General features: G+C 43.4%; 27 protein-coding genes. 12 read left to right on the forward strand and 15 right to left on the reverse strand.

The genetic code is table 11. The features are described from left to right. Window positions 1-6: 6 nt before the first annotated feature. Genes ACMXYN_RS11775 through ACMXYN_RS11805 form a run of 7 tightly spaced genes read right to left on the reverse strand, consistent with a single transcriptional unit; the run spans window position 7 to window position 4,161 of the window. On the reverse strand, window positions 7-1,125 hold the full coding sequence (locus ACMXYN_RS11775) for a nickel-dependent hydrogenase large subunit (RefSeq protein WP_415891992.1): 1,119 nt from the start codon (window positions 1,123-1,125) through the stop codon (window positions 7-9). A gap of 8 nt (window positions 1,126-1,133) precedes the next feature. Then, window positions 1,134-1,670 carry a [NiFe]-hydrogenase assembly chaperone HybE gene (gene hybE, locus ACMXYN_RS11780; protein ID WP_415891993.1) on the reverse strand — a complete coding sequence of 179 codons (537 nt, stop codon included), beginning with the start codon at window positions 1,668-1,670 and terminating at the stop codon, window positions 1,134-1,136. 1 nt (window position 1,671) lies between these two features. Next, complete coding sequence (locus ACMXYN_RS11785) at window positions 1,672-1,896, reverse strand: rubredoxin (protein ID WP_415891994.1); 225 nt, start codon at window positions 1,894-1,896, stop codon at window positions 1,672-1,674. Then, window positions 1,893-2,762 (reverse strand): hydrogenase expression/formation C-terminal domain-containing protein, encoded by an 870-nt coding sequence (locus ACMXYN_RS11790; protein ID WP_415891995.1) that lies wholly within the window; start codon window positions 2,760-2,762, stop codon window positions 1,893-1,895. Before ACMXYN_RS11790 ends, ACMXYN_RS11785 begins: the two co-directional genes overlap by 4 nt. A gap of 12 nt (window positions 2,763-2,774) precedes the next feature. Beyond that, window positions 2,775-3,206 carry a hypothetical protein gene (locus tag ACMXYN_RS11795; RefSeq protein ID WP_415891996.1) on the reverse strand — a complete coding sequence of 144 codons (432 nt, stop codon included), beginning with the start codon at window positions 3,204-3,206 and terminating at the stop codon, window positions 2,775-2,777. Window positions 3,207-3,217: 11 nt separating this feature from the next. Beyond that, window positions 3,218-3,505 (reverse strand): HypC/HybG/HupF family hydrogenase formation chaperone, encoded by a 288-nt coding sequence (locus ACMXYN_RS11800; RefSeq protein ID WP_415891997.1) that lies wholly within the window; start codon window positions 3,503-3,505, stop codon window positions 3,218-3,220. Window positions 3,506-3,522: 17 nt separating this feature from the next. Continuing rightward, the gene (locus tag ACMXYN_RS11805; protein WP_415891998.1) at window positions 3,523-4,161 is read right to left on the reverse strand and encodes a HyaD/HybD family hydrogenase maturation endopeptidase; all 639 of its coding nucleotides are present in this window, start codon (window positions 4,159-4,161) and stop codon (window positions 3,523-3,525) included. A gap of 272 nt (window positions 4,162-4,433) precedes the next feature. On the opposite strand from ACMXYN_RS11805, the gene ACMXYN_RS11810 reads away from it, so the two are divergent. Next, window positions 4,434-4,667 carry a hypothetical protein gene (locus ACMXYN_RS11810; RefSeq protein ID WP_415891999.1) on the forward strand — a complete coding sequence of 78 codons (234 nt, stop codon included), beginning with the start codon at window positions 4,434-4,436 and terminating at the stop codon, window positions 4,665-4,667. A 107-nt stretch (window positions 4,668-4,774) separates the two neighbouring features. Continuing rightward, on the forward strand, window positions 4,775-5,878 hold the full coding sequence (locus tag ACMXYN_RS11815) for a phosphoribosylaminoimidazolesuccinocarboxamide synthase (RefSeq protein ID WP_415892000.1): 1,104 nt from the start codon (window positions 4,775-4,777) through the stop codon (window positions 5,876-5,878). A gap of 58 nt (window positions 5,879-5,936) precedes the next feature. On the opposite strand, the gene ACMXYN_RS11820 is transcribed toward ACMXYN_RS11815, so the two are convergent. Next, window positions 5,937-8,180 carry an ABC transporter substrate-binding protein gene (locus ACMXYN_RS11820; RefSeq protein WP_415892001.1) on the reverse strand — a complete coding sequence of 748 codons (2,244 nt, stop codon included), beginning with the start codon at window positions 8,178-8,180 and terminating at the stop codon, window positions 5,937-5,939. A 414-nt stretch (window positions 8,181-8,594) separates the two neighbouring features. On the opposite strand from ACMXYN_RS11820, the gene ACMXYN_RS11825 reads away from it, so the two are divergent. Beyond that, window positions 8,595-10,229, forward strand: coding sequence for a methyl-accepting chemotaxis protein (locus tag ACMXYN_RS11825; protein ID WP_415892002.1), 1,635 nt, complete (start codon window positions 8,595-8,597; stop codon window positions 10,227-10,229). Window positions 10,230-10,296: 67 nt separating this feature from the next. Beyond that, the gene (locus ACMXYN_RS11830) at window positions 10,297-10,659 is read left to right on the forward strand and encodes a DOPA 4,5-dioxygenase family protein (protein WP_415892003.1); all 363 of its coding nucleotides are present in this window, start codon (window positions 10,297-10,299) and stop codon (window positions 10,657-10,659) included. Here the strand turns inward: ACMXYN_RS11830 and ACMXYN_RS11835 are convergent. From ACMXYN_RS11835 to ACMXYN_RS11860, 6 genes are all read right to left on the reverse strand, one after another. Beyond that, window positions 10,640-11,509 (reverse strand): patatin-like phospholipase family protein, encoded by an 870-nt coding sequence (locus tag ACMXYN_RS11835; RefSeq protein WP_415892004.1) that lies wholly within the window; start codon window positions 11,507-11,509, stop codon window positions 10,640-10,642. The two genes, ACMXYN_RS11830 and ACMXYN_RS11835, sit on opposite strands and share 20 nt — an antisense overlap. 67 nt (window positions 11,510-11,576) lie before the next feature. After that, window positions 11,577-13,028, reverse strand: a complete 1,452-nt coding sequence (locus ACMXYN_RS11840; protein WP_415892005.1) for a nickel-dependent hydrogenase large subunit — start codon at window positions 13,026-13,028, stop codon at window positions 11,577-11,579. Window positions 13,029-13,030: 2 nt separating this feature from the next. Continuing rightward, window positions 13,031-14,026: a HupU protein gene (locus tag ACMXYN_RS11845; protein ID WP_415892006.1), complete on the reverse strand. Its 996-nt coding sequence runs from the start codon at window positions 14,024-14,026 to the stop codon at window positions 13,031-13,033. After that, window positions 14,019-15,347: an ATP-binding protein gene (locus ACMXYN_RS11850; protein ID WP_415892007.1), complete on the reverse strand. Its 1,329-nt coding sequence runs from the start codon at window positions 15,345-15,347 to the stop codon at window positions 14,019-14,021. The genes ACMXYN_RS11845 and ACMXYN_RS11850 overlap by 8 nt, the downstream gene beginning before the upstream one ends. A 48-nt stretch (window positions 15,348-15,395) precedes the next feature. Next, window positions 15,396-15,755, reverse strand: a complete 360-nt coding sequence (locus ACMXYN_RS11855; protein WP_415892008.1) for a TraR/DksA family transcriptional regulator — start codon at window positions 15,753-15,755, stop codon at window positions 15,396-15,398. Between the two features lie 256 nt (window positions 15,756-16,011). Then, window positions 16,012-16,308, reverse strand: coding sequence for a c-type cytochrome (locus ACMXYN_RS11860; protein WP_415890717.1), 297 nt, complete (start codon window positions 16,306-16,308; stop codon window positions 16,012-16,014). Between the two features lie 184 nt (window positions 16,309-16,492). On the opposite strand from ACMXYN_RS11860, the gene ACMXYN_RS11865 reads away from it, so the two are divergent. The 8 genes from ACMXYN_RS11865 to ACMXYN_RS11900 all read left to right on the forward strand — a co-directional run bounded on the left by ACMXYN_RS11865 (window position 16,493) and on the right by ACMXYN_RS11900 (window position 23,452). Next, on the forward strand, window positions 16,493-18,151 hold the full coding sequence (locus tag ACMXYN_RS11865; protein ID WP_415892009.1) for an EAL domain-containing protein: 1,659 nt from the start codon (window positions 16,493-16,495) through the stop codon (window positions 18,149-18,151). A gap of 264 nt (window positions 18,152-18,415) precedes the next feature. Beyond that, entirely contained in the window at window positions 18,416-18,760 is a 345-nt protein-coding gene (locus ACMXYN_RS11870; RefSeq protein WP_415892010.1) for a hypothetical protein, read from the forward strand. 72 nt (window positions 18,761-18,832) lie between these two features. Continuing rightward, window positions 18,833-19,729: a LysR family transcriptional regulator gene (locus ACMXYN_RS11875; RefSeq protein WP_415892011.1), complete on the forward strand. Its 897-nt coding sequence runs from the start codon at window positions 18,833-18,835 to the stop codon at window positions 19,727-19,729. Between the two features lie 143 nt (window positions 19,730-19,872). Further along, window positions 19,873-20,322, forward strand: a complete 450-nt coding sequence (locus ACMXYN_RS11880) for a DUF2852 domain-containing protein (RefSeq protein ID WP_415892012.1) — start codon at window positions 19,873-19,875, stop codon at window positions 20,320-20,322. A gap of 166 nt (window positions 20,323-20,488) precedes the next feature. Further along, window positions 20,489-21,139 carry a response regulator gene (locus tag ACMXYN_RS11885; protein ID WP_415892013.1) on the forward strand — a complete coding sequence of 217 codons (651 nt, stop codon included), beginning with the start codon at window positions 20,489-20,491 and terminating at the stop codon, window positions 21,137-21,139. A gap of 2 nt (window positions 21,140-21,141) precedes the next feature. Next, the gene (locus ACMXYN_RS11890) at window positions 21,142-22,419 is read left to right on the forward strand and encodes a sensor histidine kinase (protein WP_415892014.1); all 1,278 of its coding nucleotides are present in this window, start codon (window positions 21,142-21,144) and stop codon (window positions 22,417-22,419) included. Window positions 22,420-22,582: 163 nt separating this feature from the next. Beyond that, entirely contained in the window at window positions 22,583-22,969 is a 387-nt protein-coding gene (locus tag ACMXYN_RS11895) for a c-type cytochrome (protein ID WP_415892015.1), read from the forward strand. 75 nt (window positions 22,970-23,044) lie between these two features. Beyond that, window positions 23,045-23,452 carry a hypothetical protein gene (locus tag ACMXYN_RS11900; RefSeq protein WP_415892016.1) on the forward strand — a complete coding sequence of 136 codons (408 nt, stop codon included), beginning with the start codon at window positions 23,045-23,047 and terminating at the stop codon, window positions 23,450-23,452. An 84-nt stretch (window positions 23,453-23,536) separates the two neighbouring features. Here ACMXYN_RS11900 and ACMXYN_RS11905 read toward each other — a convergent pair whose 3' ends face one another. Continuing rightward, window positions 23,537-23,995, reverse strand: a complete 459-nt coding sequence (locus tag ACMXYN_RS11905; RefSeq protein ID WP_415881729.1) for a glycine zipper 2TM domain-containing protein — start codon at window positions 23,993-23,995, stop codon at window positions 23,537-23,539. Window positions 23,996-24,181: the final 186 nt, after the last annotated feature.

Consider the following 24,181-nt stretch of genomic DNA (forward strand, 5'->3'; position numbering starts at 1 on the left):
GCACGATTAATTGACCTCAACTTCATAAGCGACACAAGGATCTACGGATAATATTAGTTTACCCACCAGATCCGCTGCTTTATCTTCGGGGACCCTGACCCCTTCAAGCATACTGACCAATGTTCCTTGTGGATGAAAATTCCACTCTGTCGGCGCAATAATACGATACTGATCCATCCGCTCATCACCATTGTGACTGCTCATTGTAACCCGATGGATCAAAACACCTCTTGCCGCCTCAACCCACGCAAAACCCGGCTTATCGGATCGAATCAACAGTTCATCATCCACCTGTAACAGTCGATGAGGCACAGCCTTTAACTCTAACAACAATGCCAAAAATCTCTGAGCAATGGGATTGATCGTAAGTAGACCCGATTCTTTAATCATCGAACGCTTACAATTACGTGTCCAGATACTTGTTTCAAAACAACCACCTTCACCTCTAGGTAAGGCACAGAAGCTTTGACCACTCTGGTTTAGCTGCCAATCCAAATAGTCACTCGACAGATCCATTTCTGGACAAGCCGGTCCTAGATTAATGCCATCATATCTATCACTCAGATCTGCAACCGCTTTTCCGATCGGATGCGTCTGATTTTGCGCATATACCGCTTCTTTAAACTGCAGTTCGTTAGGCCCCGTAATGTTTTCTAACATTCCTTCGAGTTCACTTATAAAACGCGGTAGCGGGAAGCGCTTTTCCGGCTTACAAGGATTTAACTGTAAACACCAAGACAGCTGCGTTCGAAAATCAGCAAACCAATTTAACAGCTCAGGCAAATTTAATAGCTTTGCACTTCCAAGCCAATCCCGTCCTAAACGTAGCCCCAGCTCTTTAGTTGTTTCAGCTAGGAGTAACAGCTTTCTGGCCTGCAATGCCTTATCATCACACGGTTTTCCTTGTGCCGATTCAATCGCTGTTAATGCTGCAATGGTTTGAGCGCAACTGCAGAGGCCAAACAGCAAAGGAACGCGCTGTACCACTTCGTTTGGGCTTTTACCTTCTAATAAACGTGTTAGTTCCATAGGACGCGAGGACTGAACATTTACGTTGCGGATACAACCATCGAAATAGTCCACCCCAACATTGATCTTACCTGCAAGATTAAAGCTACCGTCCATAGGGTCTCCTAAGATCCATCAGAAAAGGCTGCTGTCATAAATTTACGCCGACTTAAGCCATCTTTCGTTTTAGCATTAACAGCACTCGCCTGTTCAGCTCGCACTTGCTGTTCTCTTTTTTGCGCTTCCTTAGCTAATTGCAGATCTGTCTTACCACAATTTTCATTATCCAATACTGCTTTCAGTACTTCTTCCGCTGTGAGAACCGCTGCTTCTTGATCAGCAAACTCAAGCATGGGGGAAAACAGTGAACAACTGCCGTACGCCCCTAATGCCTCACTTCCAGCATACAAAAATTCATAGCTTCCAGAAGGCAGCGACACAATCTTTTTGCTCCCCACTTGAGCCCGATCATAGTCTGCCTTTTCATCAGGGGTCAGAATCAGGTTCATACACCAAGGAGTAATCAATACAGCCAAACAACTACCTTCAAGAACAGAGCCTTCAACAACATCTACTTGCAAAGCAGGGTTATAAAACTCCAACTCAGCCATAGAGAGAGCCACCTCTTGATAACTCGCTTTTAGCTGTTGCAAGAGGTCCACACTAACCTTCCACGACCATAAACTGATCTTTTTCACCATCGCATTCAGGGCAGCGCCAATGGTCCGGAAGCTGACTAAAAGGCGTGCCAGCTGCGATCTGCCAAACATCATCCCCTGCGGCAGGGTCATATACATGCCAACAAATTTTGCACTCTAGGCGCGCATCATCAGCTATACGGTCACTATCTCCTAAGTAACTGCCTTCGAATCCTTGATAGCTTGTCATACCAGAACCTCACGGATCTCAATCAAGCGCTCATACGAGTCACTTAGGTCTTCTGGAGCTGCACAAGCAACTAGAGGAATATCGGTGATTTCTAGGGTATCTAGAATCAGTTGATCGGTACTATTGAAATACTGAACTCGCCATAAGCCATCAACACAGGTTGATGTGATTCGGCAGTTACCATAACCACGCGATAAAATTGTCACTGGGCCCTGTCCTACAACTTGGTCCAGATAGCTGTGATCCTGCGGTGAGAATGGCAGAAGCGATAGATTAATCACATGTGGCGCTTCAGGCTTTTCAGTTTGCGTACTGTAAACCGTTGAAGCTTCACCGATCTCAATCAGTACAGACGGAGCATTCAATACACCTTCTGGAATCTGCAACTGTTCGGTATTCAAAGGCTGACATGATTGAAAAGCTTGCTCACGACTGACACTTGGCACATCCGCAACTTCGATCGATTCACGAATAACATCGCCGTTTGCATCAAATTCTCTTAAGCGCCATACACCCGCTAAGACCGTTTCTTGCGCTTTAATCTCTGTCTCACCCGATAGAGTCAAACTGACTTCACCTTCGCCCAAGATCTGGTTAATCAAATCCAAATCAGACTCTGGCATTGCTGATAGCAACATAACAGGTGGTTCATCACCAATGCGATAGGTTTTAAGGTGATGTTGTAACTGCTCTAATACAGCCAGCGCTTGAGGGCACTCAGAGGCCTGTTCAGGTTCCGGCAAGATTGGAATATCATAGCTATCCATTTCCGAAGGCATCTTCATATAGTCTAAAACCATATCACCTTCTTCTTGGCTACCCGGCCCCATTGGAACATTAACTAGAGGGATACCATTGTTTTCCATATTACTCACCTTTTACTGACTACAAGCAGATTGAACAGGGTTAACCACCACAGGTATGCCAATACCTGGATCACGACGAGGTTCTAAGGCAAGAATGCTTGGAATTTCGGCAAGATAGATATCCCAATCTTGAACCTTGCTGATGGTTCCTAAATAACGCCCCTCTTTTAAAAACACTAACGAGGGCCAAACGGTAAAGTTGTATCGCCCTTGAACCTTCTTTTCATACTCAGGTGCTACAATCGCAGGCGTCAGCTCAGGAAAACGCTTTACCAACTCAGGAAGAATCACTGCAACATCATTACTTTCTGGAAAACGATTAGCCTGCTCTGTACAGAACAAAACTGAGTATTTTTGATCTTTAATGAAACTATCAAAGCTCTCTTCATTAAGGAGCGGATAGCCCCTTTCAACAATCAACTGTTCTATCAGTGGAGAAGTCATATCCAGCTCTCTTAATTATTATTCTGTAGATGGGGTGGCAGTTGCGGCGGCTGCTCGATTAAATCGGAAAACAACCGATCAACATCAGCGGTATCCCCTTGCATGATGGCTTGAACAGCAGCGAGCGCATTGCGAATCTCGGTAGCCTTTTGCTCAGTCAACACTTCACGAGCGGCACCCAGAAAGACGAGAACCCAAGTACCTGCAGGTTGATCTCCTAACAGAGACAGATCGATACGTTCAATCTGCTCTCCATTTTCACACTCCGCTGATAATTCATCACAGCATACAATTCTCATTGGTATGCCAAGGCACATTAACTGGTACCTTCGGTCGACTTAATAAATCGTGGATCACCCTGTCGAAAAGCTTCATATTCAGATGGCCGACCACCCTCATATGAATTTAACCCCAACTCACCTGGGGCCAACTCTTCAGGAGTGCAGTTATCGCCAATTGGCTCAACCCCTAACTTTTTAAGGTAAGCCAAAGCGATCTGAATAGCAGGCTCAATTTGAACGCGAACTGATTCACGCAAGCTGCCGCCAAAGTCTTCTAATTCAACAGGCTGACAACCGATGAGGAGTAAGTGTTTTGGATAGCTGCCTGTAAACTCAGCCATGGCCAACACTTCTTGAAAACCGGTTTGATGAAGGCTCATCTGTTTAGCCCCCATAAACTTAGGCACGTCATCATTATGGATGACTTTCAACGTACCCGGTTCCAAGCCGTAGTCGATGGCATCAAACACGACAAGCACATCAGCAGCTTGCACATGTTGCACAAGGTAGATTCCTTGTGTTCCACCATCCATTAACTTGGTTTTATTTGAAAAGCGGTAGTTTTGATTTAGCGTTTCGACACAACGCACACCAAACCCTTCATCCGCCCAGAGGATATTGCCTATTCCAAGGATAAGCACTTTTTTATCTTGATAGAGCGTATCTTCTATCATTTACAGCACACCCGACTCTGTCTTGAAATTATTTTTGTTATTACAGAATCAATCTTCAAAGAATGTGCCAAGTTATCAACAAGACCAAAACGCCCGTTATACCTCACTCTCAAGCAGATCGCCTGACAAAAGCCCAAAGCCCAATAAAAACACACCTTCCAACTTTAGCCAAAAATGACAATAAACTTTCCACCAATAGTATTTCACACAAGTTATTGGTCGTAGATCATCCAAAGCTGCTATAATCCTCTTTCGAATTTTGCTGTTTCGGAGTGATCAATTCACATATGACTGAAGATGAGTTATTCAGTCGACTCGCTTCACTTTCAACAGAGCAATTGGACGCCATTCAAGAAAAGCTATTAGAAAAAGCCGAACGGAAGAAAGCGGAACGAGAACGACTAAAAAAATTACCGCCAAGAACGTCGAATGACTTAGAAGCACTTGCTGATATGCAGGATTTAGATTTAAGTTCATTACTGCGTGATGCCAAGCGTTACTCCTAAGATGGTATCCATTGAATGTAACGTGATAGTTTGTAGCAAAACATTTTTCACGCTTTATCTTGTATAAAGCATTTACACGATTTATTTCTATATACAGGACATTTTCCATGGGTCTTGCTGATAAAGTATTGGCTGTTAATAACGATCTCCCTATTCGAACTGATCTACCAGTTCATAGCGGCAAAGTTCGCTCTGTTTATTGGTTAACAAAAGAAGACAGCCAACGCCTGATCAAAGAGAAAGGTTACAACGTTCATGAAGGCGCTGAACTTGCAGTTATGGTAATCAGTGACCGCATATCTGCTTTCGAATGCATCTGGACCGGCGAAGGCGGCATGCAAGGCGTTCCTGGAAAAGGGGCTGCACTAAACGCAATCTCTAACCACTGGTTTAAACTATTCCGCGAAAACGGTCTTGCTGACAGCCATATTCTAGATATTCCTCACCCACTAGTTTGGATCGTCCAGAAAGCAAAACCTATTATGATCGAAGCGATATGCCGTCAATACATCACAGGTTCTATGTGGCGCGCATACGCAAAAGGTGAACGTGAGTTCTGTGGTATTCAAATTGCTGAAGATCTAGAAAAAGATCAAAAGCTACCTGAGCTACTTATCACACCATCAACCAAAGGGATTCTTAAAGGTGTTCCGGGTGTGCCTGAGGTAGATGATGTAAACATTACTCGTAATAACATCGTCAATAATTTCGAAGCATTCAAGTTCCTACAAGCTGATGATGTTGAACAATATGAAAAGCTTTTGAAAGAAGGCTTTGAAGTGATTAGCAGCGAACTAAGCAAGCTTGATCAAATCTTTGTAGATACCAAATTTGAGTTTGGTTATGTCACTGATGCTGAAGGCAATGAAAAGCTTATCTACATGGATGAAGTCGGCACGCCTGATTCCTCTCGTATCTGGGACGGACCTGCTTATCGTGAAGGCGAAGTAATTGAAAACTCAAAAGAAGTTTTCCGTCAGGAGCTTCTAAACCACTTCCCTGATTCAGATATTTTAGTAAACAAAGACCGTATGGAAGAGCGCTATGCTCTTGCACGCGACAATGAGCTGCCAGCCGCTTTGATTCAGAAAGTGTCTGACACTTATGTGGGTATCGCGGAGAAAATTATCGGTAAAAAGCTACAACAATCAGATAATCCAAAAGCTGAAATTATTGAGATTCTGCGTAACGAGTACCAATTAATCGATTGATCTTGGTAACAAGTAAAAGTCTAAAAAGGCCGCTTTTCACAAAGTGGCCTTTTTCGTTCTAGTTCAAGCGCACGCAGTTTTTACCTTCACCTTTGGCCCGATACAAAGCACTGTCAGCCCGCCCAACCCAACTCTCAATACTCTCACCTTTTGAATACTGAGAGACACCAAAACTACTGGTCACAGCTTCTGGCAAACCAAAATTATATCGCTCGATCGCCTCTCTAAACTTCTCAGCAATTACGCCCGCATCTTTTAGATCCGTTTCCAACATCAAAAACAGGAATTCTTCTCCGCCCCAGCGACCAAAACGATCGGTCTTACGCGACATACCCCCTACCAACTCAGTGAGTTCAATTAAAACTTTATCGCCTTTAACATGGCCATAGGTGTCATTGATCCCTTTAAAATTATCAATATCAAAAAAGATCAGCGATAGCTTCCAGTCATGACGCTCCGCCAATGCCGTAAACTCTTCAAGCTCAGTACGCAGCTTCCCACGACTTAAAATTCCTGTTAATGCATCCTTTTCAGCAATAGTCTGGAGCATTTTATTGTAAGAGAGCATATGTAGATAACGGTACAACCCAATACCAGCCAACACAGCAACGACCGCCAAAATCCCCCACAACAAGCGGTAATCGACAGAATGCTTATGCTCGATCTGAGCCCAACGTCGATAGATATTTTTATGCTCTTCAGCAGAAATAGACGCAATCGATTTATTTATCGCATTCATTAAGTAAGGAGAGCTATCCTGACCAACTGCAACACTAATATCCCAGTTATCACGTAATTGATCACTCAACACAACACTATCTATCTGTTGTGAACGCAGGACATGGGTAATGCTTGTATGCCCTCCTACAAAACCATCGATTTCACCGGAGAGTAACATGCGAATACCCTCTCGATTTTCTCGCACAGGCACGATTGTCATACCCGGATAACGGTCACGTAAAATATCATGAAACGCAGATTTATCGACCACACCAATCGTCATATTGGGCAATGACTGTGCATCACTATCAGCCTTCAAAGCAACGACAGCCGGCACGCTCAAATAGGGATGCGAAAACTCTAGATAACTACTGCGATCAATCGTCTGCATCGCTCCAGCAATCACTTCGCATTTACCAGTCTTCGCGTACTGAATAGTCTCACTCCAAGTTTTTGTAGGTATGACTTCGAAAGGAATATTCAAGTTACCGAAGATTAACCTGAGATAATCTGCTGCCATCCCTACATGCCCACCATTTTGAAAGGACTCGTAGGGATACCAATTTGGATTAACACAAACCTTAACTTTGCCCCTATTTTGGATATAAGCTAATTCAGCTTGACTTAGACGAAATAGATTACTGGGAGGGCGATAGACAAAATCAGAAAAGTCGTAACCAAGAAAAATACTACCAGTGATAAGATAGACCTGAGCCATCTCGTTGAATTTATTCACCGATAATGTGCCAAAATTTCCATCATTATCAAAGGCAACTTTCTTTAGCTCTCGCCCTTCAAAAACTAACGCATCAAGGCTTTTACCTTGAGAGTTATAGCTATCAAAAATGACTTGTGCAGTTTCTTGAATGTTATCAAAGGCATACATCCAGCCTTTCATAGATGCACGATAAAACTTATCGACGATTTCAGGCTTTGTCTCAATATACTTTCGAGAGGTAAATAAAATGTCCGAGTACATATCAAAACCGTAATCCTTAGGATGAATGATGTTGTACTCAACTCCCTGCTGATCCATCAGGTAGGGTTCATTTGAGATATAAGACGCCATAGCATCTGTTTTGCCGTCGATTAGATCCTGAACATTGTAACTATGCTGCTGTTGCTCAAAATCAGAAATTGTAATTCCCGCTTGCAACAACATCGCTATGATTTCGCCAACTTTTTTGGCGTCATTGGTAATCATAATTTTCCGATCTTTAAGATCGGACGACAGTAATATGCCTGAATCCTTCCTACTTAACAGCATCAACGGCGACTGCTGGTAAGCCGCAAACATAGCAACTACATCAGCACCTGCGTTTTTATCAATCAACAAAGAGGTACGCCCGACACCAAACTGGCTATTCCCAGAGGTAACCTCTCCAACCAAATCAATACTAAAATCAAACTCTTTTAATGAAACATCTAGACCTTCTTCTGCATAAAAACCTTTTTCAATCGCCATGTAATACCCGGCAAATTGAAACTGATGCTTCCATAACAACTGTAAACTTATTTGTTCTTGGGCGTGTACAGAGGTAACGACAAAGTAAAATAAGATCACTCGAACAAAAATGCCCATTGAGTATTCCTTAAACAACAGTAATGCGCTTTTTCTAGTGTAGAACAGAGAAAAGTAAATAAAACTTAGTAAGTTTAATTTCTTTGTAATTTTTTATTCAATATTAGATCAAAGTGTTACAGCAGTTCAGTTCCACCATAGAGGCACCATTTTTTCTTTATTGAATCCCAACTAACTGTATGAAAAGCATACAGTTTCTACAATAATTAATACAATAAATGAACAATATATTAAATAATATAAGATAAGGTTAATTAAATGTTGTAATAAAAGATCTAGCAGCTATAACTATAGTAACAATGGATGTAAGCAGTACCTAGATTACTGTTTGGTCTGTGGGGGACCGGCCAGGGATCTGAACTTATTTGTTCATGGCATTATTGATTCTTTCTCCGAAAGTCGTGGGGACATATAATGTTATTAAGCGGTTTGAGCATTCGTACGAAGCTCGTTCTTACTTCCATACTTCCAGTTATCGGCGTAGCCATCATTATCGCCACCTCTCTATACGAATTGAAACAATCCGACGATGGTGTTGCGCGTATCTATGAAGACCGTGTGGTACCTCTTGAAGATCTAAAACTCATTGCAGATGATTATGCAGTCTTTGTAATTGATGCCGTAAACAAAGCAAATGCTGGGATTATGACCGGTCAAGATGCTTTAAAAGGTGTTAAAGACGCACGCGCTGAGATTTCCGAAAAGTGGCAGAAATATATGGCCACGACACTTACCGCGGAAGAAGCTCAACTTGCTAAAGAAGCTGAAACCTTATTCGTAGCTGCCAACCAGTCATTGGATCGCCTTGAAAATGCGATGAACAAGATGGACAGCGGTTACATTGCAGGTCAATTACAGGACTTTGATGGCCCGTTATACGACACTATTGATCCAATCAGTGAAAAGATCGCTGAACTTATTAGCCTTCAGCTACGTGTAGCCTCTGAAGAACGTCAGACTATAAGCACTGCTTACGATAACGCAATTATCATCATTATTGGTCTGGGTGTTGTCGTCGTAGCGCTCTTAACTATCCTAAGCAAGCTTGTTTATCATTCGATTCGCACTCCGTTGGACGCATTGAGTCAATCAATGGATAAAGTGGCGAGCCAATCGGACCTAACCGCTGACGTACCAGTGCAAGGCAATGATGAACTAACTGAGATCAGCTCGAACTTTAACAAGATGTTAGGCCACCAGCGTAAACTGATTGGTGACATTGGTAGCGCTACGCAGCAGCTCGCTTCCGCTGCGGAGCAGATGTCTGCTATCAGTTCGCAAGCTAACCACAGCATCAATAATCAACGTCTTGAAATTGAACAGGTTGCTAGCGCTATGAATGAGATGGTTTCTACCTCTCAAGATGTAGCCACTAATGCGGAGCATGCAGATAGCCAAGCACGCACGATGCTTGATCAAGCTTCCCAAGGTAACGAAATCGTATCTGCGGCTGTTGCTTCTACTAACTCCTTAGTGGGTAATGTAGCTCAGGTATCTGAGCGTATTACTGCAGTTGAGAACGATAGTGAAAGCATCGGTTCTATTATTGGTGTAATCAACGATATCGCTGAACAGACTAACCTCTTGGCACTTAATGCTGCTATTGAGGCTGCCCGAGCTGGTGATCAAGGTCGAGGCTTCGCCGTAGTAGCTGATGAAGTTCGCACACTGGCGCAGCGTACACAGCAATCTACAACCGAAATTGAAAACGCTATTGAGCGCCTACAATCAGGCACACGCACTGCTGTATCAGCGATGGAGCAGAGTCAGCGTGAAGCAGAACAAGCAGGTAGCAAAGCATCTGAAGCAGGTGATGCTCTACAAGGCATCTCTGAAGCAGTGGGCATGATTACTGATATGAATACTCATATCGCCTCTGCCAGTGAGGAGCAAACTAGCGTAGCCGAAGAGATTAACCGGTCGCTCGTTGCGATCAATGACGCTTCGCAAGAATCCGCAGACGGCGCAACTCAGATCTCAGCTGCCAGCGAGCAATTATCTCGCCTATCTGTCGATCTGAATGGAAAAGTGAGTCAGTTCAAGATTTAATATTTCTGACTTAGCTACTGAAAGCGCCCTAAAATCAGGGCGCTTTTTTATTTGTAGGGATTAATCTATGCAACTATTTAACGCCTATCATGCCCACATCTATTTCGATGAAGCTACATACACCGATGCCGAAACACTTGTGCAAAAAGCGAGCGAAGCGTTAGAGGTAAAAGCAGGTAGGCTTCATCAAAAGCCTGTAGGCCCGCACCCAACAGGCAGCTGCCAACTGAGTTTTACTGGCAACCAGTTCGCGGAAGTTGTCCAATGGCTGAATTACCATAGAGACAATCTAGATGTCCTTATTCACCCAGTGACCGGGGATGACCTTAAAGACCATCGAGATTACGTCATGTGGTTAGGAAAATCTTACGAAATAGATCTATCTATCTTTATTAAACGACAGAAACAATCTAATCTAGTGTCGCAATAAAAGCGCGCGCTCGCTTTTTACCAAGCTCGATAAGTGGCTCAGCTTTATGGAATTCCAAGATACCGCAGGCATTTCGAGGGATTTCAATGACACCATCGGGCGGATAAGCCGCTAACTTCTGCCGAGCAATAGTTCCCTGCATAGTATCAAAAGCCTGATGAGCAACATCGTACATACTTAATGAGCGACCTTCCTCTTCGTCTGATTTATATAACTTTTCGACAAAGCTATGTACGCGCTCTTTGAAACTTAGATCAGTATCCTCTTCGTGCCTCTCCTCAATAAAGAGACCATGCTCAACTGCACCGCCTAAATTTACAGCAAAGATCTGATCGGTTTGATCATTAAAGCAAGGCGCAATAGGAACTGGATTTAGAATCCCGCCGTCCACTAGAAAAGAATCACGATAAGGTACGGGAGAGAAGAACATAGGCAATGAAATAGACGCCCTGATCGCCTCAAAAAGTGATCCAGAACTCATCCAAACCTCTTTTTCATCGTCGATATCAGCAGCGATTGCAGTAAATCGAATAGGAAGATCTTCAATTTTCCAATCGCCGACTAACTGGACTAAGGTGTCCATTATCTTATCGCCCTTCACAAGGCCATCAGATCGCCAAGTCAAATCGAGCAAACTTAGGATATCCGTCTTATCAATCGCCCTAACCCAAGCCTCAAATTCAGCTAATTTTCCAGCAGCGTATACCCCACCTATCAAAGCACCAATAGAACAACCTGAGATCGATTCAATCTTATATCCAGCTTGTTCCAGTTCATGAATAATACCTATATGAGCTAGACCTCTAGCACCACCGCTACCCAGTACTAACGAAATAGACCGATCTTTCATAAATTAAGCATTCCTTACTTCGATATTATTCTGAAAAACACTATGTTCAGGTCACAATGAATCAGCGTTAATGAACGGTGCAGACCATACAAGGATCGAAAGAACGAACTATATGTTGTACAGACACCGGTTCTTTTTCCCCTTCTTGAACAGGCGCCCCAACTAAAGCTTGCTCTAAAGCTCCCGGTACAGATTGTTCATCTCTCGGTGAGAAATTCCATGTCGTAGGCGCAATGATTTGGTAATTACTGATTTTGCCTTTTTCGACATTAATCCAGTGGCCCAAGCTTCCCCTTGCCGCCTCAATCATGCCGACGCCTGAACCCTCTTTTGGTATTTCGCCGTGGTGACAGAAATCAGCCTGTGGATTAAGTTGTGTTGCCCATTTCTGCATTTTAGGGATCACTAGTGCCAGCTCCAGCAATCTGGCAATAATACGATTCTCAACATTACCGCCTGAACGGTTTACAAGGTCGGTGATAAGCGGATGACCATTAATAAGCTGCCGGGAAAGTGCGCCTACTTCCATGACTTGGCGATTAAACCTTGGTGCTTTACACCAAGTGTAAGCATCTTCATTAGCAAGCGACGGGTTAGTTTTACCTTCTTGAGGCGGTAATGGCTCGGGCTCAGATTCCATCCAAGAGTATGCAAGGTCTTCTGTGATAGAACCTCTCTCTAATACGCCTGTCTCTCCATGAAAATTCACCCCCGATTTAAACATCGGCTCGCCCTGTAGTGGATAATTTCCATAACTTAAAAACTGGTTAGTACTGCGGCCTAAACTTTGCAGCTCTAAGTCAGCACTTAAGTGCAAGAACATGCGAAAATCGCTCTGACTCCAATGCTCTTTTGAAGACCATTGTTCCAGCGCTGATAGAGAATCTAATTCACCTATTTCTTCTAAATCAGCACCAAAGAGCTGCTCTTCAAGAAACCCTCTAAACGCAGACAAAATAGTTAGCAGCCTAATCCTTTCTTGAGATTCGATTGGTTTCGTTGTCCCACCTGGCTGAAGGCTTAAGGTATGTGGCCACTTACCCGCCATCAATCCCATCAGATGCAGAAACTCAGCTCGAGCCGGAAGCATAGCGCGTGTTGCTGTACCCGTTTTAGCTTTAAATCGCTTACTCACAGTCGAAAACCAATCCTCACCTGCATAAATATCGCGACTAAAATCAGGCATAAAGAACAAGTAAAAGTGGGTCAGCAGATCCGTCATATTTTCGTTAGCTAACACGAGGTTGGTCGCTAGCTCACCATTCTCTGGCATTTCGAGCTGCATCATATCCGCTAATGCTCTGGCACAAGCGACTGATTGACTTACCGAGCAGATGCCGCAGATACGTGGGGTATATACCAACGCATCCATCGGATTTTGCCCGTGCATAATCCGCTCAAACCCTCTAAACATAGGAGAGTTGACCCGCGCCCCACTAACCTGCCCATCAGCAATATCTAAGCTAACTTCCAGATCCCCTTCCACACGATTGAAAGGGCCCACGACAATTCGGCTCATATCTAACTTTTTCTCTTATGGACTGTGGGTGGATAGATCAGCGTTTCCGAGGTCGCATTTTTGCGCAAACGCTCCGGTGTTGCCGCTTTCGAAAGGGAAGCCAAAGCGACAAACCAAGCTTTAGGCATATCTGTAGGTAAACCGACCGGAATGCCCGCAACTTTAGGGGTTTGCATAAAGCTATGCATAGGCTCTTCAAACTCGGGCGCTGTGCAATTAATACAGGCATAGCCACCTTTGGTACATGAGCCCTCACCATTCCAGGGGCGGGTATTACAATCCGCATGCGCCTGGGTACCAAGACACCCCATATTTTCCATCATGCAGCCAAGGTCCCCAGGATTTTCCGCGCTGGCTTTGTACTCATAAAATTCATTACGGCTGCAGCCATGATGTACGAGGTGATCTGCATACATACGCGGCCGACCAAATTGATCTACCGCATCTTCAGAATGTTCACCTAAAGCCAAGCTAATCAATGTTTCTGTTACCCAGTTGGGATGGACAGGGCAGCCGGAGATATTGACCGTATTAAAACCTGAGCCAGAGCGATATTCAGCCCCTAGGATACCGCCAGGTACTTCACCCTCAAACTGTAAACCAGCCGCATCTGTAATATTCTCGCCAGCTGCTGATATACCGCCATAGGCTGCGCAAGAACCAATCGCGATTGTATATTTAGCTTTTTGCGCTAATTGCTGGACCCAAGTCATCATCGGCGTATTGGTGCCACCCAAGATGTGGAATCGGCCTGTACCTTCAGGGCCTCTAGGGACAGCTCCTTCGATACATAACGCATCTAGCTTGAGTTCGTCTGCGAGGATCTTGTCTAAAAGTTCCGTCACTTCAGAGCCCGTCTCTTCACTGAGTGAAGGGTGCCATAACAGATTGATATTGGCGGCTTTGAAGGTAGAAATTAGATCGGGTGATTCAGCGTTCAACAGAGACATCGAACAGCCACCACAACCGGCTGACTGAAGCCAAAGAAGATTAAACATTACTAACCTCCTCTGTCGGTAACACTAAAATCGCCATCGCCCCACCCTCATCACGGTTTAATATACGAAGTTCACCACCGTGCTCTGAGACAATGCCATAACTGATCGACAGACCTAAGCCAGTGCCCTGACCAACAGGCTTAGTGGTAAAGAATGGATCAAACAGGCGAGAAAGATCCTCCTCACAAACGCCTGGCCCTGTATCACTGACCTTAAATTCGATTCTGTCGTTAAATGATTCTGCCTCTAGAGTTAAACATTGCTGGTCACAACCTTGCATCGCATCAACGGCGTTTTGGACGAGGTTCACAACTACTTGGTGGATTTGGCCAGAATGCCCAACCGCTTTTAAGTCTGAAGGGATAAGATCAATAACCTCTACCGGCTGTTTACTCTCTTTAATTATCCAGTGCAGCGCCGTTCTGATCACATGGGTTAGATCGAACACTGTTTTCTCAGATTCTTGAGTAGAAGAGAACTGTTTAAGATCATTTACGATCTCTTTAACTCGGTCCGCTCCCTCCATAGTGCCAGCCACCAGCGAATTAAGGTCGCGGATTAACTTATCTAAACGTAACTCTTCGCGCATCTCTTTGAGTTTGTCACGAGACTGCCCCTCGTTGATCGCATCGAAGTACTGACTTAATCGATCTGTATAGCGTTGCAAAGCATGCATATTGCCATAAACAAAACTGATCGGATTATTCAGTTCATGGGCTACGCCAGCCACCAATCGACCTAGAGAGGCCATCTTTTCTGATTGCACCAAACGCTCTTGTGCCAACTTAAGCTCAGCATGGGCACTATTGAGTTCGATATAGGCTTTTTGCAGTTCACCTAAAGGCCGGCCGATTAACACCATACCCACTAATCGGCCACGATGATTTTTACGCGGTGAGCAGTTCATAGAAAGCGGTACAGAACCATCTACACCCTGTAGTTCTATCTCACAATCACGTACAGGCTGGACCCGCACCTGATTAATCAAGCCATTAACCTTTTGTAAAAAGCGAGGATCTACAAGATCTGTGAAATGGCTACCGACAAGTTGATCGCCCAACTTACCGGTTAACATCTCTAAGGCTCGATTAACCTGCTGAATCTGACCTAAGTGATCGCAGACAATCAATACATCACTCATAGAGCTCTGAACACTATCCAGAAACTGCTTATTCTCCTGCAGTTCGGCATTCTTCTCTTCTACTTCCACTTGAGAATGCACAAGATCAGCATACGCCTCATCCATTTTCCGGATCACACTCACCCAAGCGTCATCGACACCCGGATCAAGCTGCGGCGCATTATTATTCTTATCTGACATAGTGGCTCTTTAACTAAAACACTCTTTACCTTGAAACAAACGATACCTTTAGGATTCTTGTTCCTGCTGGCACTTAAGGCAATATAAAGATTCCGGCCGAGCACTTAATCTCGCAAATGAGATAAGTTCACCACAACCCTCACAAAACCCATATTCTTCGTTATCAATTTTTTGTAATGCGTCTTCAATCAGTTGAATGCGTTCTTGGCATTGGCGCAGATTCGCTTTAGCCATGCTTTGCTGTTGTAAAGCATCCCCTCGTGAGACTCGTCCGAATGCTTGCTGATCGAGATTCACAGGTTCGGCCGTATGTTTCAGCGCAGAGGCCTCCTCCCCCAATTCATCGCGCAACTGATGGAGTTGTTTAAGTAACGTTTCTACTTGAGTTTCATCAATAAAATCAGCCATATACGCCTCATACGAATTTAGCTGTAATAAACCTAATATACAGTTTAAGGTCTGAACAAGAATAGAGGTATTACTTACATTGTTAATTCAGTACAGCGTGGCATAAATAAATCATATAAAAAAGACTGAATTATCACTAAGCGTGAACAACTCTGAAAATAGCTAGGGAAGAAAAGAGGAAAGGAAAAATTACGTGATAACTATCGAAATACAGCAGAGGGCTCTGCCATATCCCGATAGAAGAAGCTCAAATGATTTATTGAGCTAGAAGCACTTCAACTGCTTCTTTAATAGTCGCTTCATCGCAGTCAGTACAAGTGCCGCCTTTTGGCATAGCACCTTTACCCTGAATTACGGTCTGAACCATTGCATCAATACCCGCAGCGCTGCGTTTATCCCACTCAGCTTTATCACCTGGTTTTGGTGCGTTACCTACACCTGCAACATGGCAGCCTTTACAATGCTTATCATAAACAGCTTGACCATCTGCCTGTGCGCCGAAAGAAACAGCAACTAACAAGCCACAAGCGATACCCTGAACTAACTTACCCATAAATCCACCTCACTGAATTTTTGATTTTAATTCAACAGCAAAATAGCCTAAAAATCCTTGATCCAGCGCATAAAGACTAAAAGGTCTGTTCAATTTCTGCATAACTTTCATTCTGTAGGTGAATTTTGGTGATACAACAATTTATGGTAGCGTTGATCCACTACAGGGATTAGGTGAGCTAATTGTGAACACGCAAACTCTTCGCTTATGGAACAGGCAATACCTCGCAGCTGCGTTGATGAGCGCAGTTATTACGTTGTTAATCACTCTATTCATAAGCTACGAGCAAGTAGAGCAGCATAAGCAGCTTCAACAACGCGACCTTAAAATCAAAGTCCAACAACTGTCCGAATGGCTCGATATCAACTACAGCATCATTAATAATGTGCTGATCGATATGGAGCAACTCAGCAAACAATGCAGCGAAGATATCCTCTTTGATATGCGCAGTATTATGTTTAACGTCGCCCCTGTAGTAGAGATGGGGATCGTCGATGCAAACGGACAGTTGGTGTGTACCAGCTGGAAAAAACACGACCAGCCTATCTATGTTACACCGCCACCCACTGAACCCGGTTTACGCTTTCTAGGCCCTGTTAATGTCGAATATATGCAACAACCTGCTTTTGTACTTGCGAGAAGTCTGAAGCAAGGTGGTGAAGTTAACGCACTCGTAAGAATAAGCTGGCTGAAAAACCAGTTACAAAATCGCTCCAGTGAACTAGGTTTTACCGGTCTGATCCATAGTGATACCGGACAACCAATTATTATGAATGGCCCTTATGCCAGCCCGAAATCAGGTTTGGCGCTACCTATAGATCAACCCAGAGTGCTCAAAGGTGAATTTGATAATGGTCTAGACCAAGTTGCAGCCTATAGCCCGTTGATTACCTTCCCTGACTTGAGCGTGGTTATCAGTGATGAGAAAAAAATCATCTTTGGTGATCACAGTAATTTTAGTATCCAAGGTGCTGCGCTATGTTTAAGCGTCTGGCTGCTCCTTACCTTGCTTTTTCAATATCTCATCATCTACTTATCTGACAGCGCCCACCTACTCAAAAAAGCGATCAAGCATGGGGAGTTTTTCAATCTCTATCAGCCACTGATCAATGCTTCGGATAAACAGATCATAGGCACAGAGGTATTGATGCGCTGGCAGCATCCTGCCGAAGGTTTAAAGAACCCAATTACCTTTATCCCCGAAGCTGAAGAGAAAGGTTTTATCAACAAGATGACATCGCAGCAGCTGAAAAACTGTTACGACGAACTACGCCCTATCCTGATACAAAACCCGGATTTCATCATCACTATCAATATATCGTCCAACCATTTACTAGACGCTAAGTCAGTACGCGAACTAATTCACTACAAAGGCCTTATTCCAAATTTAGTGTTAGAAGTCACAGAAGACGTATTAGTGGATAGCAACGACGATCGAATTCAAAAAGCCTTTATTAAGCTTACGGCAGCAGGTATCGATATCGCCATAGATGATTTTGGCACGGGATACTGTGGCCTACATTACCTTGGCCAACTACCGGTTAAATACCTTAAAGCAGATAAGTGCTTTGTCGCATCTATAGGCACAGATTCAATCAACAGCCATGTACTAGAGATGATTGTTGGTTTATCCAAAAAGCTTAACCTCATTACCATCGCTGAAGGCGTAGAGACACCGCAGCAAGTCGCCCAACTGGATAAACTCAACATTGAGATCCACCAAGGCTGGCACTACAGCAGAGCAGTGCCTGCCAATGAACTGATTAAATCTATTGAGATAACAAAGCAACGAGTAAAAGGAAGTGAAGAGAACCTCACAGAGGCAAGTACGGTGGCTGGTTGAAAGGCTAGGACATTGTTTAGCGCTTAAAGGCAAGAGACCGGCCGCATTTTTAAGACAGTCTTTATAGCTCCCTTCGCCTAGAGATTCCTAGCTAACTTAAATGCCTTGAACTTTTTACCAAGCATCCAAAAAACAGAGCATTTAGGCTCATTTAAAACCCATTTCATCGAATTATTCGAAGTAGAGCACTTATAAAAACTGTTCAAAATAGATTTATTCTAAGCAAATATACTCCAAACAACATCAGAACATTGGAGTGTAGTCATGAAAGCCATTTTGAAATATCCATTAGAACTCTCTGACAAAACCCAAACTCTGACCCTAAGAGAAGGTTTTAAACCCGTTAGATTTGAGTATGTTATTTCGGATCAATCACTTTACTTATGGGTCGAAGAGCCACTACTCAGCTCAATTCCGTCTCAACGTTATAATTTCAAAGTAAAAAGAACAGGCGAACCGGTAAATGATCAGTTCTCTTATCTACTAACCGCTCTGGATTCTTTTGGTCCAGAGGCTTATCACCTGTTCATGGTAGAAGAAGACAAGGCAACTGAAGCTAGGCATAAACCGCCTATGCTAAGCACAGTTCAACATTCAATTGCCTCTTAAGCACTTCCCCTTTTGATGAGGGTTATACTTACTTATCATTTCTGAGTTCACGACTAAGGGTGAAACCGATTTATGAGTAAGTATAACCTTCGTCATCTTTATTTCTTTTGGCTGGTCGCTAAGGAAGGTTCGATTGCCAAAGCCAGTGAGATTGCAGATTTAACGCCGCAAACGATCAGCAGCCAAATTTCTTCTCTAGAAGAATCCATTGGTGGTCTTCTGTTCACTCGAAAAGGCCGTAACTTACTTATTACCCCTTTAGGAAAGCAAGTCGCTCGATATGCCGATCAAATGTTCAGCATTGCAGAGGAACTAGATCGTTTTCTGGAGGAAAAGCCACAAAACCGGCCTACAAACTTAAACGTTGGCATCTCATCTTCGATCCATAAACTCATCGCCTATCACCTTATCGAACCTGTATTTGAGATTGATCAGGAAGTGACACTAAACAGTACAACCGGAATCCCCGCTCAACTGCTAACACTGTTAAGCCAGAAAAAGATCGATCTACTACTGACTGACGAACTCCCTGAATACAATTCAGATTCCAATCTGTTCATCTATAAACTCGATTCATCGACCGTATCATTGTTTGCAGAGCCAAAAAAAGCAGCCGAGCTACGCGAGAACTTCCCCATCAGTATGGATAAGGAAACCTTCTTATCCAATGCAATTAATGCCCCCTGGTTTGCCCAACTAATTCAGTGGTTTGAAGAACACCAAATAAGGCCTTATGTAAAAGCTCAAATTGATGATAGTGCGTTAATTAAAGTCTTCGGCTCTAAAGGGCATGGGGTCTTTGCTGCACCAACAGTTATAGCTGAAGAAGTCTGCCGCCAATACGGGGTTGAGTGTATTGCTGAAATTACCGAGGTAACTGATGACCTCTACGGAATAACGCGTAGAAGCAGTTCCAGTAATCCAACGATCAACGCCATATGTAAACGAGATACGTCTCTACAAATCTAAAATTCCCGATAACCCACAACAGTGATCACAAATCAGCTAACACTCTTCTGCTAAGTTTTATCTAAGTTTCATTTATTACTCTATGTTCAGAGCTTGGCCCCCCAAGCATAAAAATTCTAATTGATCATAGAGAGGAAAATGTCATGTCATCGACAAATTATTCCGCTGCTGAGGGTGCTTCTGAACCTCGTGTCGAGACCAATATAAAGTTAGATGAAGGCAAAGGTCACTGGAGTTGGGCAAACATAATTGCAATGGTTCTTGGATTTATTGTCTTTCCCATCTTAGGGCTAGCAATTTTGCTATGGACAATATTAGGTAATCCTATTCAGGAATTGCCTAGTTGGACTCGAAAGAAATGGCAGCAACTTTTACGCTTTCGTTCGACGATTGAAAACAAAGACACTAACAACTGTGTATTCAATGAATTCCAACAAACCCAATATGAAAGCATGAGAAGAATGAAAGAAAAGATAAATAGACGCGAAGATGCTTTCCGAACGTTTAGAGCAGATGCTAAGCGTCGTGAAGATCAACAGGAATTTGATGCATTTATGTCCAGTCTGCGTAAATCAGATAAAGATGATAACTAGATCTAATTAACACCACCGCCTAATGCGCGGTGGTTTTGAGGTAATTAAGCTTTAACAACCAATAAGTTTGTTGGTTTTAGACATATACAGTTATCCTGAGATTAATGCTTTCTAAAATAAGTTAAGAAGCATGAGCTCTAGATTAAAGAGACGGAATGGTTAACAGATGAAACTGCTGCTAATTGAAGATGATCCGCTTATTGGGCACGGTGTTTCCCAAGCCATGTTGGAGTCCAATCAAAATATTGAATGGATTCAACAAGGTGCAGGCGCTTTGGACTTACTTAAATCTGGTGACTATGACGCCTTGCTACTTGACCTAGGGTTACCTGACCTAGATGGTTTCGAAATTTTGCGCCAAATCCGTCAAGCGGGTTTAGGTATCCCGGTTATTATCATTACTGCCCGAGATGGGGTCGACGATAGAATTAATGGACTGGACCTAGGTGCAGACGATTATCTCATCAAGCCCTTCTCAATAGCTGAATTACAAGCACGTTTGCGCGCGATTAGCCGCCGAAACCAAGGGGCTGGTACGCCAGTACTTGAAACCTCAAGCATGAAGTTAGATGTGAAGAACGCTACCGTCATCGTTGAAAGCGAAACACACCAACTGTCTGCCCGAGAATTCGCTTTGCTTGAAACATTAATGATGCGAGCAGGACAAACGTTTAACCGCGAACAATTAGAATCAAAAGTTTATGGTTTGGATGATGATATCGCTAGCAACGCGATTGAGTTCATCATTCATGGTCTACGTAAAAAATTGGGCAAAGACAGTATTAAGAATATTCGGGGGCTTGGTTGGATGGTGTAGCCTTGAAACATTCGGCCTTAAAACATGCATCCTTACAACGTGACCTTAGAAAATGGTTACTGATTTTAGTCGCCACCTTTTGTGTCGCAGGCTCTTTAATCTCTTTTGCTGCCGCATATATCCAAGCAAAAGAGCTCCAAGATGACCTATTGGAACAAATCTCTACTTGGCTACAAACAGGTAATTCAATTAACACAAAGTCATTAAGATATGATTTTGATGATGAGTCTATAGTTGTTCAATCCTTATCAGTTACCCAGCCATTACAATTTCCGACCGATCTAGAAACGGGCCTTGGCTATGTCGATATTGATGAAGCTACTTGGCGCATTTTAGTAGTGCAACATCAAGATCAGTTGTACGCGATTGCCCAAGAGACGGATATCCGTGAAAAGTTGGCTTTAAGCAGCGCCCTCGCCTCTGCTGTCCCCATGTTACTGTTATCCCTATCTTTGTTAATTGGGCTTCAGGTCATAATCAAACGGCTGTTACGGCCAATTAACCAATTAGCCGCAGAGGTAAACCAACGGGATAGTGATGATCTGACCCGTTTACACACCGAAAATGTGCCAGAAGAAATAACGCCATTTATTAATGCTATTAACCGATTAATGGTGAGGGTTGAACAAGGGATCAAACGCCAACAGCGTTTTATTGCTGATGCTGCGCACGAGTTGAGAACACCTGTTACTGGGTTAAGCATTCAAGCTGAAAATTTACAAAATAATAAACAAGCTGATGCCTCTAACTTACGCTCTGGATTAAACCGCTTACAGTCTCTGGTCGAGCAATTGCTGAACTTAGCCCGATTACAAGCTGATACACCAACACGAGAAGAGGTCATTTCAGCGAACGAGTTACTGCAAGATATCGTTATCAGCCTGCACCCCATAGCAGATCGAAAAGAGCAGGATCTTGGGGTAGAAAAAATAGAAGTTATACAGATTACCAATAGGGATAACCACTTATGGCATATTTTTCAGAACGCCATAAGCAATGCCATTGAGTATTCTCCGGAAGGGAAGACAATCAATGTTTCATTGTTTAAAGAAGATAATCAGCTTGTATTTATTGTTGATGATAATGGTCCAGGTATTGATCCCGAAACAATGAAACATGTCTTTGAACCGTTCCATCGCGGTCGGTCCCATGCCAATAAAAGTAACGGTCTAGGCCTGGCAATCTGCGAAGAAATTTCGCGTAAAAACAGAGGAAGCTTAATTCTGGAAAACCTTGATCAAGGCGGTATGCGATTCCGTTATCAGCAGCCTTTATCTTAGGCTACCTAGCCGCCTACTCCAGCCTAACAGCAAAAGAAGATAAGCGGCTTTTCTTTATTTAACGCCCTAAGTCTCTCCTAAGTTTCATTAATTACCATACCCTTATTGCCAGAATATGGCGTCATCTAAACATAGAACTGTTTCTTTCAGGACGTTGAAAGTCATGACAAAAAAAGAGCTGTTAATGCTAATAGGCCTTACAGGCCTAGCTTTTGCTGAATTCTATTACATGAAAGATTTCAGCGATTCTCTATACGGCCCACCGAACATCTCTAAAGGCGAACTGGCCTTCAATATGAATTGCGCTGCGTGCCATGGTGAAAAGGGGCTGGGGGATGGAATCATGTCGAAAGCGATAGCTATCAAGCCCGATAATATCTACCAGGAATTGACTGACCCATTCAGTTTTAAAGCTGAATTAATTAATTCAGTTTTGGATGGAGATATAAGCCAAGACGGGGTTATGCCGGCATTTAGAGGGGCTCTGACAGTAGAACAAATAAACGATATTTTTGGTTACATTGTTCACATCAATGAAGCCGAGTCTTAGGCTATGCATTCCAGACAAATCCACACGCCTTTGACAATCGGCTCATTCTTTATAGCATCGCTCACTGGCGTACTGATGTTTTTCGAGCTTTCCTCAGGCAGTATACGAGCCACTCACGAATGGATGAGCCTTTTATTCGTAGTCGCTAGTTCATTACATATTTATGCCAATAAGCGGCCTTTTATAAAGTATTTTTCCAGTACGCCCCTGCTCATTATCGTAGTTTCAGTTTTAAGCGGAATCTTTCTTTATGCTATTTCGTTTAATGATATCTATGCAGCAGAAGCATCCTTCCAGCTTCTAACCAATATAGAGAGTTCTACTCTTCTTCCTATACTCGATATAAGCCAAGAAGAGTTTTTAGTCAGACTAAAAACTATCGGGATAACTGAGTTGGATCCAGAGAAATCACTGTACGAGATTGCCCAACTTCACGAAATAGATGTCCATGACATACTTGAGCTTTTAGTCAGTCCATCGTGAATACTGTATTCGAGACGATACAGTATGATCAAAAAAAGCCCCTGCTATTTAGCAAGGGCTTTTTAAATGAGAGCTAACTTAGGCTTAGTAAGTCACGCGAGCAGTACCTGCACGGGTTAGCACCCTTACACGATCGCCTGCTGCGAAGGCTGGTCCACCGTCCATCTCTTGAACGATAGATACCATATTGCCATTGTCTAAGCGCACAGTGATCTCCTGTCCTTGTGCACGTGTTAGCATCTCTTCTGCTTTTTTACCTGCGACACCACCAGCAACGGCGCCTAATACCGTCGCGATATCTTTACCACGGCCACCACCAACATTGCTGGCTGCGATGCCACCCACTACAGCACCTGTTGCGCCACCGACTACACCACCTGTTCCTTCAATAACGACAGGAATGGCAGATTGCACAACACCGTACTGAACTTGCTGAACTTGGCGTGCTTCACTACGCGAATAGGTTGTACCGCTTAAATTACTTACACAACCACTTAGTGTTAGCGCACATAGCATTGTCACAACAACTGCATACTTACTCATAGGTGTATCCTCTTATCTGATCTTCATATCAGATGATTTGTTCGGGCCAAAATCCCTTTCTACTATCAATTACATTTTAGCAATTAATACCCTGAAACCGTTTTATAGCCTACTCGAGCCTGCCCTTCCATATTTGATTATCCCTATAGACAGCCTTTAGCCAGATTCGATCCACGCCGACCCATA

This window comes from Neptuniibacter sp. PT8_73 (assembly GCF_047778045.1).
Classification (GTDB): Bacteria; Pseudomonadota; Gammaproteobacteria; order Pseudomonadales; family Balneatricaceae; genus Neptuniibacter.

Coding starts and splice junctions, on each gene's coding strand:
- ACMXYN_RS11775 (WP_415891992.1), bottom strand. CDS start 1,125: ATGGACGGTAGCTTTAATCTTGCAGGTAAGATCAATGTTGGGGTGGAC.
- ACMXYN_RS11785 (WP_415891994.1), bottom strand. CDS start 1,896: ATGACAAGCTATCAAGGATTCGAAGGCAGTTACTTAGGAGATAGTGAC.
- ACMXYN_RS11790 (WP_415891995.1), bottom strand. CDS start 2,762: ATGGAAAACAATGGTATCCCTCTAGTTAATGTTCCAATGGGGCCGGGT.
- ACMXYN_RS11795 (WP_415891996.1), bottom strand. CDS start 3,206: ATGACTTCTCCACTGATAGAACAGTTGATTGTTGAAAGGGGCTATCCG.
- ACMXYN_RS11800 (WP_415891997.1), bottom strand. CDS start 3,505: ATGAGAATTGTATGCTGTGATGAATTATCAGCGGAGTGTGAAAATGGA.
- ACMXYN_RS11805 (WP_415891998.1), bottom strand. CDS start 4,161: ATGATAGAAGATACGCTCTATCAAGATAAAAAAGTGCTTATCCTTGGA.
- ACMXYN_RS11815 (WP_415892000.1), top strand. CDS start 4,775: ATGGGTCTTGCTGATAAAGTATTGGCTGTTAATAACGATCTCCCTATT.
- ACMXYN_RS11820 (WP_415892001.1), bottom strand. CDS start 8,180: ATGGGCATTTTTGTTCGAGTGATCTTATTTTACTTTGTCGTTACCTCT.
- ACMXYN_RS11825 (WP_415892002.1), top strand. CDS start 8,595: ATGTTATTAAGCGGTTTGAGCATTCGTACGAAGCTCGTTCTTACTTCC.
- ACMXYN_RS11830 (WP_415892003.1), top strand. CDS start 10,297: ATGCAACTATTTAACGCCTATCATGCCCACATCTATTTCGATGAAGCT.
- ACMXYN_RS11835 (WP_415892004.1), bottom strand. CDS start 11,509: ATGAAAGATCGGTCTATTTCGTTAGTACTGGGTAGCGGTGGTGCTAGA.
- ACMXYN_RS11840 (WP_415892005.1), bottom strand. CDS start 13,028: ATGAGCCGAATTGTCGTGGGCCCTTTCAATCGTGTGGAAGGGGATCTG.
- ACMXYN_RS11845 (WP_415892006.1), bottom strand. CDS start 14,026: ATGTTTAATCTTCTTTGGCTTCAGTCAGCCGGTTGTGGTGGCTGTTCG.
- ACMXYN_RS11850 (WP_415892007.1), bottom strand. CDS start 15,347: ATGTCAGATAAGAATAATAATGCGCCGCAGCTTGATCCGGGTGTCGAT.
- ACMXYN_RS11855 (WP_415892008.1), bottom strand. CDS start 15,755: ATGGCTGATTTTATTGATGAAACTCAAGTAGAAACGTTACTTAAACAA.
- ACMXYN_RS11860 (WP_415890717.1), bottom strand. CDS start 16,308: ATGGGTAAGTTAGTTCAGGGTATCGCTTGTGGCTTGTTAGTTGCTGTT.
- ACMXYN_RS11870 (WP_415892010.1), top strand. CDS start 18,416: ATGAAAGCCATTTTGAAATATCCATTAGAACTCTCTGACAAAACCCAA.
- ACMXYN_RS11875 (WP_415892011.1), top strand. CDS start 18,833: ATGAGTAAGTATAACCTTCGTCATCTTTATTTCTTTTGGCTGGTCGCT.
- ACMXYN_RS11880 (WP_415892012.1), top strand. CDS start 19,873: ATGTCATCGACAAATTATTCCGCTGCTGAGGGTGCTTCTGAACCTCGT.
- ACMXYN_RS11885 (WP_415892013.1), top strand. CDS start 20,489: ATGAAACTGCTGCTAATTGAAGATGATCCGCTTATTGGGCACGGTGTT.
- ACMXYN_RS11895 (WP_415892015.1), top strand. CDS start 22,583: ATGACAAAAAAAGAGCTGTTAATGCTAATAGGCCTTACAGGCCTAGCT.
- ACMXYN_RS11900 (WP_415892016.1), top strand. CDS start 23,045: ATGTTTTTCGAGCTTTCCTCAGGCAGTATACGAGCCACTCACGAATGG.
- ACMXYN_RS11905 (WP_415881729.1), bottom strand. CDS start 23,995: ATGAGTAAGTATGCAGTTGTTGTGACAATGCTATGTGCGCTAACACTA.